This window comes from Budvicia aquatica DSM 5075 = ATCC 35567 (genome assembly GCF_000427805.1).
GTDB classification, from domain to species: domain Bacteria; phylum Pseudomonadota; class Gammaproteobacteria; order Enterobacterales; family Enterobacteriaceae; genus Budvicia; species Budvicia aquatica.
Genome location: NZ_ATYS01000048.1, coordinates 23605 through 39413, shown reverse-complemented (window position 1 = coordinate 39413; position 15809 = coordinate 23605). Strand labels below are relative to the sequence as shown.

The following is a 15809-nucleotide window of genomic DNA, read 5'->3' as shown; positions in this document are numbered from 1 at the left end:
CGGTCGGTTCTGTTTTTGGGATCGACTTGGGCGATAACGTTGCTTTTTGCGTGCTTTGGGAGACATCGAATGATTTCCTCAACCAACAGATCAATGTTGTATTTATCGTTTGCGGATACGGCTACAATTTGATTTCTTGGATAGTGGAAGCATTTTTCAACGTAGGCTTGTTTTTCTTTGATATGTTGGCGCTGTAATGGAGAAGGACGGTTATTTGCTGTATCCCATTCTCGGTAGGGTTCAATTTTGTCTATCTGATTTAAGACAAAAACAATTTTCTCATCTCCCTCCTGACTGGTTTTTATGACATGGTGATAAAAATATTCATCGGATGCGAAAGCACGGTCATCCCCTTTTAATACCCAAAGTACAATATCTAACTCGGGTAATAGTGAGCGATATAACGTCTTATACTCTTCATCACGTTCCTTGCTTTCACCGACGCCCGGAATATCGATTAAAATAAGAGACCGTTTGCCAAAGGTCAGCTTCATTCTTTTGACTTCACGGGTACAGGCTCCTATATCGCTGACTTCACAGATATTGCTGCGAAAGATTGCATTACATAAACTTGATTTTCCAGCCCCTGTTTTCCCCATGACACCAATAACAGGTTCGTAGTTAATCGTGTGTTTTAATTTATCAATGATTTTGTCACTGAGTGATTTAGGTAAAACATCTAAGTACGACCGAACAATTTCAATACCGGATTTATCATCCATAACGCTTTCCTTTGGCTGGTTTTTAAAGGGATTTAGTCTATCAATTCACCGGTTGGTGATTGATCGTTTGTAACAATGAAAAAATGTGATATTGGTTGCCGCCGCCGATCAATGCGGTTAAAAACAGCTAAACGTTATTTAACCGGGAGAATATGCTTAATATTCCTCGGTATTGATTATTTATCTTTGTTGGTTTTGTCGATATTTACATAAATGAACTATACCGACGGAGTGTTAGCGCCAGAATGAGGTGTANCTAAACGATATAAGAAGAGAAGGNNTGAAGAGCGTACTGACATAATAAAGAATGGTTGTACGTANGTTATGCCTCCTCAATGCGGGTCTTACACTGATAAANGTCATGGGAATGGTAACGGCAGAAGTTACGTTGCCAAAGGCTATACAGGGGGCCGTAGGCAGCAATAGGCTCCTGTCGCATACCAAGCTGATACCCCNAGCCCCGACTNAAGTCAAAATCNATNGCATANGTTGATTCTTGACCAAATGGTGTGGNTGTATAGGTAAACTCGGTTACGTAACAGATATACCATCGATTATCCTGTTTCCTTTCTAGTCTAATTTCCACAGGGCGGTAACCGCCCGTTTCTGCCGTGTAGTCCGCATTACTGTAATTGAGTGTGATGCTGAAGACTTTTGGGTGACGTTCGATGACGTTAGCCAGCAGGGTAATGAAGGGTTTAAAAATCGGTAAGTCACAGGTGATGGTTAAGTGCGATGCTTTTCGTTTTAGTCGAGTAGATTTTATTTTCATAAATACGTCTCATTCGCATAGTTTAATATGAACAAATAGAGGGGAGGCTAAAAAGCCTCCCCTCTATTTTCTTTATTTTACTGACTGCCTTAGAACGCCAAATACCTTTTCTTCAACAGACTACGCCTTCCTTTTCGAGTTTATCGATATAGTCGGCATACCACTGCAACATCTCACGCCGGCCATCCAGATACTGAGCGTGGTTATACGTTCCACGGATAGAGTTCTTATCCACATGAGCAAGCTGGGTTTCAATCCATGCGGTGTTATAACCTTGCTCATGTAATATGGTACTCATCGTGTGCCTGAAGCCGTGGGCTGTAATTTTGTTCAACCAGCCTAATTGTAGTAGACAATAGTTAATAGCGCGTCGGGCTCGGGGTTTTTGGGTGTCAAAATGGCCTGGCAGAATGTAAGGTGACTCCATTTTTTTGGTAAAAATTTTAATAATTTCAATTAATTCTATGGTTTGTTTACAAAGAGGAACAATGTGTGGACGCCGCATTTTCATTCTCTCCGAAGGGATTACCCATACCGCTTTATCTAAGTCAATTTCGTCCCATGTACCGTAACGAATTTCTTGAGAACGCAATCCTGTAAGTAGTAATAGTTTTACAGCTAATTGCATTAGAGGATTTACCTTTAAGTAACGCAAGTCTCGCAAAAATTTCGGTAGTTGATCAATAGTCAGGCTAAGATGGTTTTCACTCTCTGGAGATGCAAGAGCATTGCTTAGATAATCTGCGGGGTTTGATTTTGCCCTTCCTGTTATTATTGCATATGCGAATACTTGGAGGCAGGCGTGTCTTGTTTTACGAAGAGTTTCGAGTTTTCCTGTCATCTCTACTTTCCTTAAGCATTCTAATACATTCATTGGAGTAATATCTGTGATGGGGCGTTTGCCAATGAAAGGATATACATACATTTTAAAACGATTTTCTGTACTCTTTTTGTATTCTGCGCTCCATTGCCGCTCTTTGAATATAAGCCATTCGTCAGTAATTGCTTTGAATGTATTAATATGAATGGTTCGGTGGGCCTGTTTTTGGTTCTGTTTTACCTGTGATGGGTCTGTATTCTCGGATAGTAGTTTACGGGCCCCATCACGTTGTAAGCGTGCTTGTGCAAGAGATATATTAGGGTATACACCGATAGCTAGTTTTTTTTCTTTTCCTGCAAAACGATATTTATAACGCCAATATTTTGCGCCTGATGGTTTTACTAAAAGATATAGCCCCTGAGCATCAGTAAGCTTGTATTCTTTTTCTTGAGGTTTAGCAGCTTCAATCTGTTTGGCTGTTAAGGGCATAATAGCATTCCTTTACTTATCATTAGGGGGCCTCATAAGGGCCCCCTAATGATAGTTGATGTGCATTGAAGTTGGTAGGTGGGAGTTGAATGTTTTTAATTTTTTTTACAATAATATCAGGTAATTGTTTTAAATTTGTGGAAGTGCGTTGATGTGCGTTGACCTGTTGGAACTTCCAGCAACTGTAAGGTCAAGGGGATGTTTTACTTAAAAGGATAATAATTTTATCAGTTGGTTTTTATATGAAAATTACCCGCGATTATTTCCCCATATGCTTTTTAATTATTAAATATGTCTTTCCATTCTTTAATCTAATTAAACCAGCGGGATACTCTTAGGCGTATTAATTCTAAGGGATCCGCATAATGATGTCTGATAAGGCTATACCTACCCCTGTTTTACCGTTATCACAGGCGCAGTTGGAACAGTTAAAAACCATAACCTCGAGCCTGACGCCGGTTCAGGTAGCCTGGGTATCAGGTTATTTATGGGGATTGACCAGCCAGCACACAGATGAAATATCTGCGTTGCCTGCTCAGGCTTCATCGGCTGCTACGACTGTTCGACCGATAACGATCTTGTCGGCCTCTCAGACCGGTAATGCACGACGGTTAGCCACTCAGCTACGAGACGATCTGGCCCATGCCGGCTTGCCGGTGTCGTTGGTAAATGCCGGTGATTATAAATTTAAGCAAATCGCTCAAGAAAAACAGCTGATTGTCGTCGTCTCTACTCAGGGAGAAGGTGATGCGCCTGAAGAGGCTATCGCGCTATACAAATACCTCTTCTCTAAAAAAGCGCCGCGGTTAACCCAAACTCAGTTTGCCGTTTTTGGTCTGGGGGATACTTCTTATGAAAACTTTTGTCAGACCGGGAAAGATTTTGACACCCGACTGGCTGAGTTAGGTGCCGCTCGTTTAATTGACCGGGCTGATGCGGACGTCGATTATCAACCACTGGCAGAGCAATGGCGCAAACAGGTCGTTGAAAAACTGAAGTCAGTGGTTGAGGCTTCTGCTCCTGCGGCTACGTTGTCGTCATCAGTTAACTCGGCAGTACATCACAGTCAGTACAATAAAGAACAACCGTTAATTGCTTCGCTGTCGGTTAATCAAAAAATTACCTCCCGCAGCTCAGATAAAGATATTCGTCATATCGAAATCGATTTGGGGGATTCGGGGTTAAGCTATCAGCCGGGAGACTCTCTTGGTGTCTGGTTCCAGAACGATCCACAGCTGATTGAACGACTGTTGTCCGAGCTGGGCTTGACCGGTGACGAACAGATTGAAGTTCAGGGCAAAATTGAACCGCTGCGTGATGCTCTGCGCTATCACTATGAGCTGACGCAAAATACCACCGGTATTGTGGAAGCTTATGCCGTCCATTCGGGTAACGCCCGCTTAGCTGAATTACTGCAAGATAAGTCCCGATTACAGGCTTATGCCCAGAATACGCCCGTAGTGGACATGGTTCGCCATGCTCCTTGCCGGTTAGACGCTCAAACGCTCGTCAGCCTGTTACGCCCGATAACGCCACGCCTCTATTCGATAGCCTCCTCTCAGGAGGAAGTAGGGAGTGAAGCTCATCTTACCGTTGGGGTAGTGCGTTATGACATTGACGGTCAACCTCGTACCGGCGGTGCTTCAGGCTTTTTAGCCGACCGTCTGGAAGAAGAGGGCGAGATTGCCGTATTTGTTGAACATAACGATAACTTCCGCCTGCCGGACGATCCTGAAAAACCGGTGGTAATGATTGGTCCGGGAACCGGTATTGCGCCGTTCAGAGCATTCTTACAGCACCGGGAAGCCACTGACGCAGGCGGTAAAAACTGGCTGGTGTTTGGCAACCCTCATTTTACCTCTGATTTTCTCTATCAGGTTGAGTGGCAGCGCTATGTCAAAAGTGGGCTGCTTAACCGCGTTGATTTGGCCTGGTCACGGGATCAGGAGCAGAAAGTCTATGTTCAGGACAAACTGCGTGAAAACGGCAGTGAACTGTGGCAATGGATTCAGGATGGCGCTCATTTGTATGTTTGTGGTGATGCCAACCGTATGGCGAAAGACGTAGAGCAAGCGTTATTGGACGTTGTGTCAATCCATGGGGCAATGGACCTGGAGCAGGCCGACGAGTTTTTAAGCGAATTGCGCCTCGAGAAGCGCTATCAGCGGGATGTTTATTAATGAGCAATAATACTGAGTTAAATTCTACACATCAGGTACAGTCAAAGCTGTCGGACAATGAGCGGCTTAAGGGCGAAAGTAACTTTCTGCGCGGTACTATTGCTGAAGACCTAAAAGACGGGTTAACCGGTGGTTTTCGCGGAGATAACTTTCAGCTAATTCGCTTTCACGGCATGTACCAGCAAGATGACCGCGATCTGCGCGCTGAACGCACCGAGCAGAAACTCGAACCTTTAATTAATGTCATGCTTCGTTGCCGCCTACCGGGAGGAATCATTACTCCACAACAGTGGTTAGGCATCGATAAATTTGCGGCGGAAGACACGTTATATGGCAGTATTCGCCTGACTACTCGCCAAACCTTTCAGTTCCATGGCGTGCTGAAAAACGATATTAAACCGATGCATCAGTTACTTAACCGGCTGAATTTGGACTCTATTGCCACTGCCGGTGACGTTAACCGTAACGTACTCTGTACTTCCAATCCGGTTGAGTCAGAGCTCCATCAGCAGGCCTATGAGTGGGCGAAAAAGATCTCAGAGCATCTGCTGCCAAAAACTCGCGCCTATGCTGAAATTTGGCTGGATGGCGAGAAGCTGGAAACCACGGACGTTGAGCCAGTATTAGGTTCGACCTATTTGCCGCGTAAATTTAAAACCACGGTAGTGATTCCTCCGGATAACGATGTCGACCTGCATGCCAACGATCTCAACTTTGTTGCCGTGGGTGAAAATGGTCAACTTATCGGTTTTAACGTACTGGTTGGCGGTGGTCTGGCGATGACGCATGGCGATAAGCTGACTTATCCGCGTAAAGCCTCAGAGTTTGGCTATATTCCATTAGAACACACCTTGGCTATCGCTGAGGCGGTTGTCGGCACTCAGCGTGACTGGGGAAACCGCTCGGAACGTAAAAATGCAAAAACCAAATACACGCTGGAGCGGGTTGGGGTTGAGGCATTTAAACAAGAAGTTGAGAAGCGGGCAGGGATTGTTTTCGCACCGATAGTCCCTTATGAATTTACCTCTCGCGGCGATCGTATCGGTTGGGTGGAAGGCATTGATAATAAATGGCACCTGACGCTGTTTATTGAGAATGGCCGGCTGCTGGATTATCCGGGCAGAACGTTAAAAACCGGTATGGCTGAAATTGCTAAAATCCACCAAGGGGATTTCCGCCTGACGGCTAACCAAAATCTGATTGTGGCGGGCATTTTGCCTGAAGATAAATCACTGATTGAAGGCTTAGCACGTCAACATGGACTGATTAGTGACGGCGTCACTGAGCAGCGAAAGAACTCGATGGCCTGCGTCTCTTTTCCTACCTGCCCGCTGGCAATGGCTGAGGCTGAACGCTTTTTGCCGGAATTTGTTACGCGGGTAGAAGACATTATGGCTCAGCATAAGGTTGCGGACGAACATATTGTACTGCGGGTTACCGGGTGCCCTAACGGCTGTGGTCGGGCTATGTTGGCTGAGGTCGGGCTGGTGGGCAAGGCTCCGGATCGCTATAACTTACACTTGGGTGGCAATCGCGAAGGAACGCGGATCCCGAGAATGTACCGAGAGAATATTACTTCGGCAGAGATATTGTCTGAGCTGGATAACCTGATTGGCCGCTGGGCCGAACAGCGTCATTCTGATGAAGGCTTTGGTGATTACACCATTCGCGCCGGTATTGTTAAGCCGGTAATTGATTCTGCCCGTGACTTTTACGATTAAGGTGAACCTATGTCTGATATTGATTTAGCCGCGCTCAATTTGCTATCTCGTGAGGAACAGACGGCACGACTCGTCGATATTAATCAGCGCTTAGAGTCGCTGTCTGCCGTTAAGCGGGTTGCATGGGCGTTGGAAAATCTGCCGGAGAATAAGGTGTTGTCTTCCAGCTTTGGTATTCAGGCCGCGGTTTGTTTACATCTGGTATCACGTCAGCGTCCTGATATTCCGGTGGTGCTGACCGATACCGGCTATTTGTTTCCGGAAACCTATCAGTTTATCGATCGCCTGTCTGAACAGCTCGGTTTAAATCTAAAGATTTATCGTTCACTGTATACTCCCGCATGGCAGGAAGCCCGCTATGGCAAACTGTGGGAGCAGGGCGTCGAAGGCATTGAACGCTATAACCAATTGAATAAAGTTGAGCCAATGAATCGTGCATTAGCTGAGTTACAGGCTCAAACGTGGTTTGCCGGTTTACGCCGTGAGCAATCGGGAAGCCGGGGGGCATTACCGGTTCTGGCTATTCAGCGTGGCGTATTTAAATTTTTGCCAATTATCGACTGGGATAATCGGCAGGTTTATCAATACTTGACGGATAACGGATTAAGCTACCATCCGCTATGGGAGCAAGGGTATTTATCGGTTGGCGACACTCATACCACCCGTAAATGGGAGCCGGGAATGACTGAGGAACAGACCCGGTTCTTTGGCTTAAAGCGCGAGTGCGGACTACATGAAGGATAGGGCCAGAGTCGCCCGATAGGTGAAAACCCGATATTTCGTCGGGTTTTGAAATCAGCGGATCGATTACTCACACTTGGTGTAGCAAGTCTTAGGGCTATTTATCTTATAGCTAAAATAGGGCAGCAGGCTGATTATGCCAAGCACAGCCAGCATAGCCCCTACCCAGAGCGGAGCCCGCAATCCATAGCCACTGCTAATTGCTAACCCTCCCAGCCATGACCCCACGGCCAAACCGATATTAATCACCGATGTATGAACCGTGTTGACCAATGGTCCGGCGCGGGAATTTCTCATTACCCGAATGATGAGTACAGGATTCATTGAAATGCCGACTAGCCCGATGAGCATCATGGCAGTAATAGAGATAATTGGATTTTGAGTGAACAGGGCGAAAAGCGTCAGTGCAGCCAAGAGAACCAATAATCCGGCAGTGGTAATTGGCAGCATATATTTATCAGCCAGTCTCCCGACAATGATATTTCCTAGTAAAGCCGCAATGCCGTACAGTGAAAATAGTAAGGGCAGTCTGTTTGATGCTATGCCGGTAATTTCGGTCAGTATTGGCGAAAAGTAGCTAAATGCAGCGAAGGTTGCCCCCAGCACCAGCCCGCTGGTGGCATAAGCAGCCCATAGATGAATGTTTTTGAAGTCGTCTAACTCTGCCGCTAAATTAGCTTCTTCCGGTTTTGATGACGCAGGCAGCATCACCGAACTAATTATTCCGCACAGCGCGGTAAGGGCAACCACCAGCCAGAAACTGGCTCGCCAGCCAAACTGTTGACCGACCACCGTGGCAATTGGCAAACCGAGCATGGTAGCAAACATAAGCCCGCTAACCACTACCGCCGCAGCCCGGCCACGTGATTCCGGTTTAGCGATGTTACTGCAAATAGCTAATGCCACGCCAATACAGGCAGAAGCAGCAACGCCGGTAATGATACGGGCGATAACCATTAAACCGTAACTATTGGACATCGCACCAACGCTCTGGCCTAACGTATAAATAACAATAAGGCTGAGTAAGGCGCGTTTATGCGGGATCCTCATTTTAATTAATATTGCGGTTAAGATAGGGCCACCGATAACCATGCTGGCCGCATAGATAGAGATCAGATAGCCCACTTTTGTAATGCTGACATTAAATGCTGCGGTTAATGAGGGCATCATGCCTGCAATCATAAATTCCGAGGTAGCGACGGAAAATATGGTCAGACCTAAAATATAAACGGCTAATGGCATGAGATATTCCTTAGACACCGATCTTTACTGATCGGTACAAAATGGATTAAAAAATAAAAGCCCTCAGGCCCTATTTCAATGAGAATCTTTATCTGAAAGGCGGTACTTATAGCGCGGCGAGAGTGCCGTTAAGAACATCACGTAAAAAATGCTTATCGCGAATCGTTTGGCCCATAATGCGCAGACCGTAATAACTGCCAAGAAACGCCCGGGACATTTCAAGCGCCGGACAGCTTGCCTTGATTTCACCTGAACGCTGTCCTAACTCAAATAGGTGGAACAGAGCCTGCTCTAATTTTGCCGAATAGATGCGGTTGAGCCGTTCAACTATGGGGTCTTGGCGGCTAAGCTCCAGAGCGGAAAATAGTGCCATACAGGTACGAGGCTCACTGCGGTCCAGGTCTGCATTAATGCCCCATTCTAGCAATGCTCTTAGCTTTTCTTTTGCAAGGCCGGGGCCATTAAGGATATCCAACTGGGTTTTGACTGCCAGCTCATGGTAGTACTCTAATGCTTGCTGATATAACCCTTGTTTATTGCCGAAGGCGTTATACAGACTGCCTTTTCCCAATCCGGTATATTCACAAAGCTCTTGAGTGGAGGTGGCTTTGTAACCTTTTAACCAGAACAGTTCCATCGCGGCTTCAATAACCTTCTGCCGATTAAATTCACAGGGTCTTCCGCTCGTTATCATTGGCTTTTTCTCAACGTCATCATTTAGGTTATGGAATCTGCTGATAGATAATAACCATGATTTGTACCGATTGGTCAATAATTATTTTGTATTGTGGATGTTTAAATGCTTATCCATTTTATTTAGATCCGAATATCAGTTTCTATTCCATTCAGCTATATGAAATACTTTTTCATCATTTCTATCACCGGGCAGGACTCTCTATAGTCAGGTTATAACTTTGTTAATTGAGCGAAGCCTGCTGTGGATTACTTACCGATATTTGCCGATCTTAAACATCGCCCGGTGCTGGTTGTTGGCGGCGGGGAAGTGGCTGCCCGTAAAATAAGCTTGCTGCTGAGTGCGGGAGCCGATGTCTATGTTGTTGCGCAGTCATTAGCGGACGAAGTTAATCAACTGCATCAAAAGCAATCTATTCACTGGCTGGCAAAAGTTTTCGATGTCACTCAGCTTGATGATATTTTTCTGGTGATTGCTGCAACCAATAACAGCACGCTTAATGCTCAGGTCTTTCAGGCTGCCAACCAGCGCCGTCGTTTGGTTAATGTGGTTGACGACCCGGCGCGCTGCTCATTTATTTTTCCTTCCATAGTTGACCGTTCTCCTTTGGTTGTTGCGGTTTCATCCGCGGGTAAAGCGCCGGTATTAGCCCGATTATTACGCGAAAAGCTAGAAGCATTATTACCTGCGAGTCTGGGAACCGTCGCTGAAATCGCCGGTAACTGGCGCGATCGGGTTAAACAACGATTAAGCACCCTCAGTGAGCGTCGCCGCTTTTGGGAGCGCATTTTTAATGGACGCTTTGCCGCTTTGGTTGCGGCTAACCGTATTGACGATGCTCAGGCTGAACTTGAATTCCAGCTGTCACAAAATCAAGGTCAGACTGGCGACGTTACGCTGGTAGGGGCAGGGCCGGGCGATGCAGGATTACTTACGCTGCGCGGTCTACAGGCTATTCAGCAGGCGGATGTGGTGCTGCACGACTCTTTAGTCACCGATGAGATTCTGGCGCTGGTGCGTCGAGATGCAGAGCAAATTTGCGTTGGTAAAAGGGCCGGTGCCCATTCAGTGGCGCAGGAAGAGACTAATCAGCTGTTGGTTAAACTGGCCCTTGAGGGAAAGAGAGTGGTACGGCTGAAAGGCGGAGACCCGTTTATATTTGGCCGGGGCGGTGAAGAGTTAGAAGTTTTGGCCGATGCCGGTATTCCTTTTCAGGTTGTACCGGGAATTACAGCCGCCGCAGGCGCTACCGCCTATGCCGGAATTCCGTTGACCCACAGAGATTACTCCCAAAGCGTGACTTTTATTACCGGCCACTGCCGCCCGGAATCGGATGGCCTTAACTGGTCTCAGCTGGCCCAAGGACATCAGACGCTGGCTATTTATATGGGGGCAGTTAAAGCGTCAGATATCCAGCAGCAATTAATTACGCACGGGCGCTCGCCGTCAACGCCGATAGCGGTTATCGGGCGGGGTACCCGCGCCGATCAACAGGTTCTCACCGGCACACTATTACAACTCGACGATTTAGCGAAGAGAGCACCGTCACCGGCCTTATTGGTTATCGGTGAGGTTGCTGCGCTGCATCAGCGCCTTAGCTGGTTCGGTGAGTCGGCTCATCATCAAACATTGCAACAGAATCAACCGACACAATGGCAGTCGGTAGTCAATCTGGCTTAACCGCCGTCAGACAGCGAATTGAGGTATTAACGTGGACGAAAAACGACTGACTCACCTGCGCCAACTGGAAGCAGAAAGCATACACATTATCCGTGAGGTGGCTGCCGAATTCTCTAATCCGGCCATGCTTTACTCTATCGGTAAAGATTCATCGGTGATGTTGCATCTGGCGCGTAAGGCATTTTTCCCAGGCAATTTGCCGTTTCCATTGTTGCATGTAGATACCGGCTGGAAGTTTCAGGAGATGTACCAGTTTCGTGATAAAACGGCAAAAGCCTATGGCTTTGACCTGCTGGTTCATCAGAATCCGGAAGGCGTGGCGATGGGGATTAATCCGTTTATTCACGGCAGTGCCAAGCATACTGACATCATGAAAACTGAGGGCTTAAAACAGGCTCTGAACAAATATGGTTTTGATGCGGCCTTTGGCGGAGCTCGTCGTGATGAAGAGAAGTCCAGAGCCAAAGAGCGTATCTACTCGTTTCGTGACCGCTTTCACCGCTGGGATCCGAAAAACCAGCGCCCGGAGCTATGGCATAACTATAACGGCCAGATTAATAAGGGGGAAAGCATTCGGGTTTTCCCGTTATCTAACTGGACTGAGCTGGATATCTGGCAGTACATCTTTTTAGAAAAAATAGACATTGTTCCGCTGTATTTAGCTAAGCCGCGCCCGATTCTGGAGCGTGACGGTATGCTGCTGATGGTCGATGACAACCGAATCGATCTCCAACCGGGTGAGGTGATTGTGAAACGTAAAGTTCGTTTCCGTACTCTTGGCTGCTGGCCTTTGACCGGCGCGGTGGAGTCTGAGGCGGAAACTCTGCCTGAGATCATTGAAGAAATGTTGGTCTCAACAACCAGTGAACGGCAGGGGCGGGTTATTGACCGCGATCAGGCCGGTTCTATGGAACTTAAAAAACGTCAGGGCTATTTCTGAGGGGAAATATTATGGGCGCAGTTATTGATCATCCGCCGGCAATTAACGATGTTATTGCCCGGCAAATCGCTGAGCAGGGGGGTGTTGAAGCCTATCTTCATGCTCAACAAAATAAAAGCCTGTTGCGTTTTCTAACCTGCGGTAGCGTTGACGATGGTAAAAGTACCCTGATCGGGCGCTTGCTGCACGATACCCGTCAGATTTATGAGGATCAGCTTTCTACCCTGCACAGCGACAGTAAGCGTATCGGTACGGCCGGTGAGAAATTAGATTTAGCCTTACTGGTTGACGGACTTCAGGCGGAACGGGAACAGGGAATTACTATTGATGTCGCCTATCGCTATTTCTCGACGGAGAAACGTAAGTTTATTATCGCCGACACGCCGGGGCATGAGCAATATACCCGTAATATGGCTACCGGAGCGTCGACCTGTGATTTAGCTATTTTGTTAATTGATGCCCGTAAAGGCGTTCTGGCTCAAACCCGTCGCCACAGTTTTATTGCCACCCTGTTGGGGATTCGTCACTTGGTGGTCGCGATTAATAAAATGGATCTGGTGGACTACAGTCAGTCGGTATTTGAACAGATCCGCAGTGATTACTTGAGTTTTGCTCAGCAGTTACCGGATGATTTGGATATTAAATTTGTTCCGCTGTCGGCGCTGGATGGCGACAACGTCGCGATTACCGCGCCAAATATGCCATGGTATTCCGGCGCGACTCTGCTGGAGATTCTGGAGTCTGTTAACGTTATTGCCGAGCGCGAACAGCAGCCATTACGCTTTCCGGTTCAGTATGTTAATCGGCCTAATCTGGATTTCCGTGGTTATGCCGGAACGCTGTCTTCGGGCGTAGTTCAGGTCGGGCAAGCGGTTAAGGTATTACCTTCCGGGGTAACCAGCCAAATTAAACGTATTGTCACGTTTGACGGCGATCAACAGCAGGCTTATCCGGGGGAGGCTATTACTCTGGTATTAAACCATGAGATTGATATCAGCCGTGGCGATCTGTTAGTTGCCGCGGATGATAATAGTCTGCAGGCCGGGCATAGTGCCTCGCTGGATGTGGTATGGATGGCCGAAAATCCGTTATTAGCCGGACAAAGCTATGATATTAAAGTCGCCGGTAAGAAAAGCCGGGTCAGAATTGAGCGCATTCAGCATCAGCGGGATATCAACTCGCTGGAACAACGTCAATCAACGGAACTGCCTTTGAACGGTATTGGCGTTGTCGATGTGGCTTTTGATGAACCCTTACTGTTTGACCGTTATCAGACTAATCAGGATACCGGCAGCTTTATCTTTATCGATCGTCTAACCAACGTGACTGTCGGTGCCGGTTTAGTGCGGGAAACCTATTCAGCTAATCAAGACAGGGTGGAAAAAACCGCCGCCGACAGTGAGTTTGAAAAAGAGCTTAATGCACTGGTACGTCGTTATTATCCACACTGGAATGCCAGTGATTTGTCTCAGAAAGGCTAAGGTAGCAAGGGCATGGAACACAATGTTGTCTGGCATCCTCATGCCATTACCCGAACGGACCGGGAGGTCGCTAATCAGCACTGTGCGGTGGTGGTGTGGCTGACCGGATTATCCGGTTCGGGAAAGTCGTCGATCGCGGGTGCTCTGGAGCAGGCGCTACACCATCAAGGCGTACGAACCTATTTGTTAGACGGCGATAACGTTCGCCATGGACTCTGTCAGGATCTGGGGTTTTCTGATGATGACCGGCGAGAAAATATTCGTCGCGTCGGTGAGGTTGCCGGTTTAATGATGGATGCAGGGCTGGTCGTGATTACCGCATTTATATCTCCTCATCGCAGCGACCGAGAGAATGTGGCACTGCGTTTACCCGAAGGTAGCTTTATTGAAGTGTTTGTTGATACACCGCTCGAAGTTTGTGAACAGCGTGACCCCAAAGGGCTCTATAAGAGAGCCCGGAAAGGTGAGATTAAACAGTTTACCGGTATCGATCTACCCTATGAACAGCCCCTTAAGCCGGATATTCATTTAAACGGAGAGTTACCTCTGGGGCAATTGGTTGATCAACTGGTTGATGAATTACAGCGCAGAGCGGTGATTTCGTAATAACTGAGGTGGTTTTTTCTTTGTGTTAGCTGTTGCTCTTTAGGGCATTGCTGTGAAAAGCAGAGTGCCCTGTTTTATCTCCCCGACTTATTTTTCTATTTGCGATTTACCTCAATAAACCCCCAAAAACCTCACTATTAAGTTTTCCATTTTTATTCTATGGTATTGACCCTAACCGGCCGCCTACAGTGTCAGACAAGGAATATCATGAAAGATTGGAATCCTGAGCTTTATCTTCAGTTTGAGGCAGAAAGAACCCGTCCTGCCCGTGAGCTATTGGCACGAATAGATCGCTCTCATGCCCGATATATTAGCGATCTGGGCTGCGGGCCGGGAAATAGTACCGAGCTGCTGCATCAGGCTTATCCTCAGAGCGCTATTACCGGCGTTGATAGTTCTGCCGCTATGCTGGCTCAGGCCAAGCAACGTTTACCTTTATGTCAGTTTCAGCAGGCTGATATCAGCACTTGGCAGCCGGATGTTCCCCAAGACATTATTTACGCGAATGCATCGTTGCAATGGGTTTCGGACCATCAAAAATTATTACCTCATCTAGTGCGACAGCTGGCTGACGGAGGTTCTCTGGCGCTACAGGTACCGGATAACTTAGAGCAACCGTCTCACGCGCTGATGCGTAAAGTGGCGATGGAAGGCCAGTGGGAAGATAAAATCGGCGAACAGGCTTTTCGCAGTAACCGACTGCTGGCTACCGATGAGTATTATGACCTGCTGGTCAGCCATGGTTGTAAAGTCGATATTTGGCGGACGACTTTTTATCATGTGATGCCATCGGTTGAGGCGATTATTGAGTGGGTTCGTTCAACCGGCTTACGCCCGTTCCTCAATCCACTCGATGAATCGGAACAGCAAGCATTTCTACACCTTTACCTCAGTGAACTTCAGCAGGCATATTCAGTACGCCAAGACGGAAATGTACTATTGGCATTTCCTCGGCTGTTTATGGTGGCCCAGCGCGGATGAGTCAGATTATTTCGCTTATTGACCGCTATCTGTCGAACAGGATGCCTTTTGCTGAGTTTGAAGCGCAGCTTTATCATGATGCAGAGCTTGAAAAATGGCTCTCAGATATTCCTGCGCCACGAAAATCTGAAGCCGGTGAATCACTGTATCTGCATCTTATTTCTCTTGATTACCGTCAACCGGCATCGGTTGTGCAGTTAAGGCAACTGTTGAGTGATGAACTGGCCAAGAGAAGCGTAGTTACTGAGTTACAAAAAGCCATTCGCAATAATCCATGCGGGCAACTTGTTGATAGTAATAAAGTGCTGGATTATAAAATTCAGCAAGGTGGCTTTTGTCTGGAAGAGAATAGGCTCTGTTTTTCAGTGGAATACTTACCAGTGAAGAAATCTGGCTTTCCCTATGACTATCAGCTGTCAGTACAAGATATTGAGTATGTCGCGTGCGATGAGCTGAATATTGTCGAGTTAAGCAATAATAGTGGCGTAGACATTACAGTATATTCAGCGGGATATTTTGCCAGTGATATTGCTGGTCAAGTGAGGTTTAGGGTTGCTGATAATTTGATGATGCTGACATTTTCCGTTATCTCCGATCTTCCTGATTTTGAGGAGCGGGTGACTTTTATGGGTGAATGTACTTTGCCGATGGTGATTAAATCCGATCTTTACTTGCCGTCTTAATTGGCTGAATGGTGGCCGATTATACGCTGTGACTCTATTTTCTTCGGCTGACAATAT

At 47.0% G+C, this 15809-nt stretch carries 14 protein-coding genes; 9 read left to right on the top strand and 5 right to left on the bottom strand.

The window, feature by feature from the left end:
• From YWE_RS27590 to YWE_RS0116445, 3 genes are all read right to left on the bottom strand, one after another.
• The coding region (locus YWE_RS27590) for a GTPase family protein (protein WP_036015640.1) at positions 1-722 on the bottom strand (722 nt) is incomplete at its 3' end.
• A gap of 322 nt (positions 723-1044) precedes the next feature.
• Positions 1045-1494 (bottom strand): DUF2787 family protein, encoded by a 450-nt coding sequence (locus YWE_RS27585; protein WP_051323391.1) that lies wholly within the window; start codon positions 1492-1494, stop codon positions 1045-1047.
• Positions 1495-1606: 112 nt separating this feature from the next.
• Positions 1607-2803 carry a tyrosine-type recombinase/integrase gene (locus YWE_RS0116445; RefSeq protein ID WP_029095533.1) on the bottom strand — a complete coding sequence of 399 codons (1197 nt, stop codon included), beginning with the start codon at positions 2801-2803 and terminating at the stop codon, positions 1607-1609.
• Positions 2804-3171: 368 nt separating this feature from the next.
• Between YWE_RS0116445 and cysJ the strand changes: the two genes are divergently transcribed.
• The 3 genes from cysJ to YWE_RS0116430 are packed head-to-tail and all read left to right on the top strand — an operon-like array spanning position 3172 to position 7448.
• Positions 3172-4983, top strand: coding sequence for an NADPH-dependent assimilatory sulfite reductase flavoprotein subunit (gene cysJ / locus YWE_RS0116440; RefSeq protein ID WP_029095532.1), 1812 nt, complete (start codon positions 3172-3174; stop codon positions 4981-4983).
• On the top strand, positions 4983-6704 hold the full coding sequence (gene cysI / locus YWE_RS0116435) for an assimilatory sulfite reductase (NADPH) hemoprotein subunit (RefSeq protein ID WP_029095531.1): 1722 nt from the start codon (positions 4983-4985) through the stop codon (positions 6702-6704). Before cysJ ends, cysI begins: the two co-directional genes overlap by 1 nt.
• A gap of 9 nt (positions 6705-6713) precedes the next feature.
• A complete protein-coding gene (locus YWE_RS0116430; RefSeq protein WP_029095530.1) occupies positions 6714-7448 on the top strand; it encodes a phosphoadenylyl-sulfate reductase in 735 nt (244 codons plus the stop codon).
• Positions 7449-7511: 63 nt separating this feature from the next.
• Here the strand turns inward: YWE_RS0116430 and YWE_RS0116425 are convergent, their stop codons facing one another.
• A complete protein-coding gene (locus YWE_RS0116425) occupies positions 7512-8687 on the bottom strand; it encodes an MFS transporter (protein ID WP_029095529.1) in 1176 nt (391 codons plus the stop codon).
• A 106-nt stretch (positions 8688-8793) separates the two neighbouring features.
• Positions 8794-9381 (bottom strand): TetR/AcrR family transcriptional regulator, encoded by a 588-nt coding sequence (locus tag YWE_RS0116420; RefSeq protein WP_029095528.1) that lies wholly within the window; start codon positions 9379-9381, stop codon positions 8794-8796.
• A gap of 243 nt (positions 9382-9624) precedes the next feature.
• On the opposite strand from YWE_RS0116420, the gene cysG reads away from it, so the two are divergent.
• The 6 genes from cysG (at position 9625) to YWE_RS0116390 (ending at position 15752) form a co-directional block, all read left to right on the top strand.
• Positions 9625-11061 carry a siroheme synthase CysG gene (gene cysG / locus YWE_RS0116415; RefSeq protein ID WP_029095527.1) on the top strand — a complete coding sequence of 479 codons (1437 nt, stop codon included), beginning with the start codon at positions 9625-9627 and terminating at the stop codon, positions 11059-11061.
• A 31-nt stretch (positions 11062-11092) separates the two neighbouring features.
• Positions 11093-12001: a sulfate adenylyltransferase subunit CysD gene (cysD, locus tag YWE_RS0116410; protein WP_029095526.1), complete on the top strand. Its 909-nt coding sequence runs from the start codon at positions 11093-11095 to the stop codon at positions 11999-12001.
• A gap of 11 nt (positions 12002-12012) precedes the next feature.
• Positions 12013-13482 (top strand): sulfate adenylyltransferase subunit CysN, encoded by a 1470-nt coding sequence (gene cysN / locus YWE_RS0116405; RefSeq protein WP_029095525.1) that lies wholly within the window; start codon positions 12013-12015, stop codon positions 13480-13482.
• A gap of 12 nt (positions 13483-13494) precedes the next feature.
• Positions 13495-14088: an adenylyl-sulfate kinase gene (gene cysC, locus YWE_RS0116400; RefSeq protein WP_029095524.1), complete on the top strand. Its 594-nt coding sequence runs from the start codon at positions 13495-13497 to the stop codon at positions 14086-14088.
• Positions 14089-14295: 207 nt separating this feature from the next.
• The gene (tam, locus tag YWE_RS0116395) at positions 14296-15069 is read left to right on the top strand and encodes a trans-aconitate 2-methyltransferase (RefSeq protein ID WP_029095523.1); all 774 of its coding nucleotides are present in this window, start codon (positions 14296-14298) and stop codon (positions 15067-15069) included.
• The gene (locus YWE_RS0116390) at positions 15066-15752 is read left to right on the top strand and encodes a hypothetical protein (RefSeq protein WP_029095522.1); all 687 of its coding nucleotides are present in this window, start codon (positions 15066-15068) and stop codon (positions 15750-15752) included. The genes tam and YWE_RS0116390 overlap by 4 nt, the downstream gene beginning before the upstream one ends.
• Positions 15753-15809 lie beyond the last annotated feature (57 nt).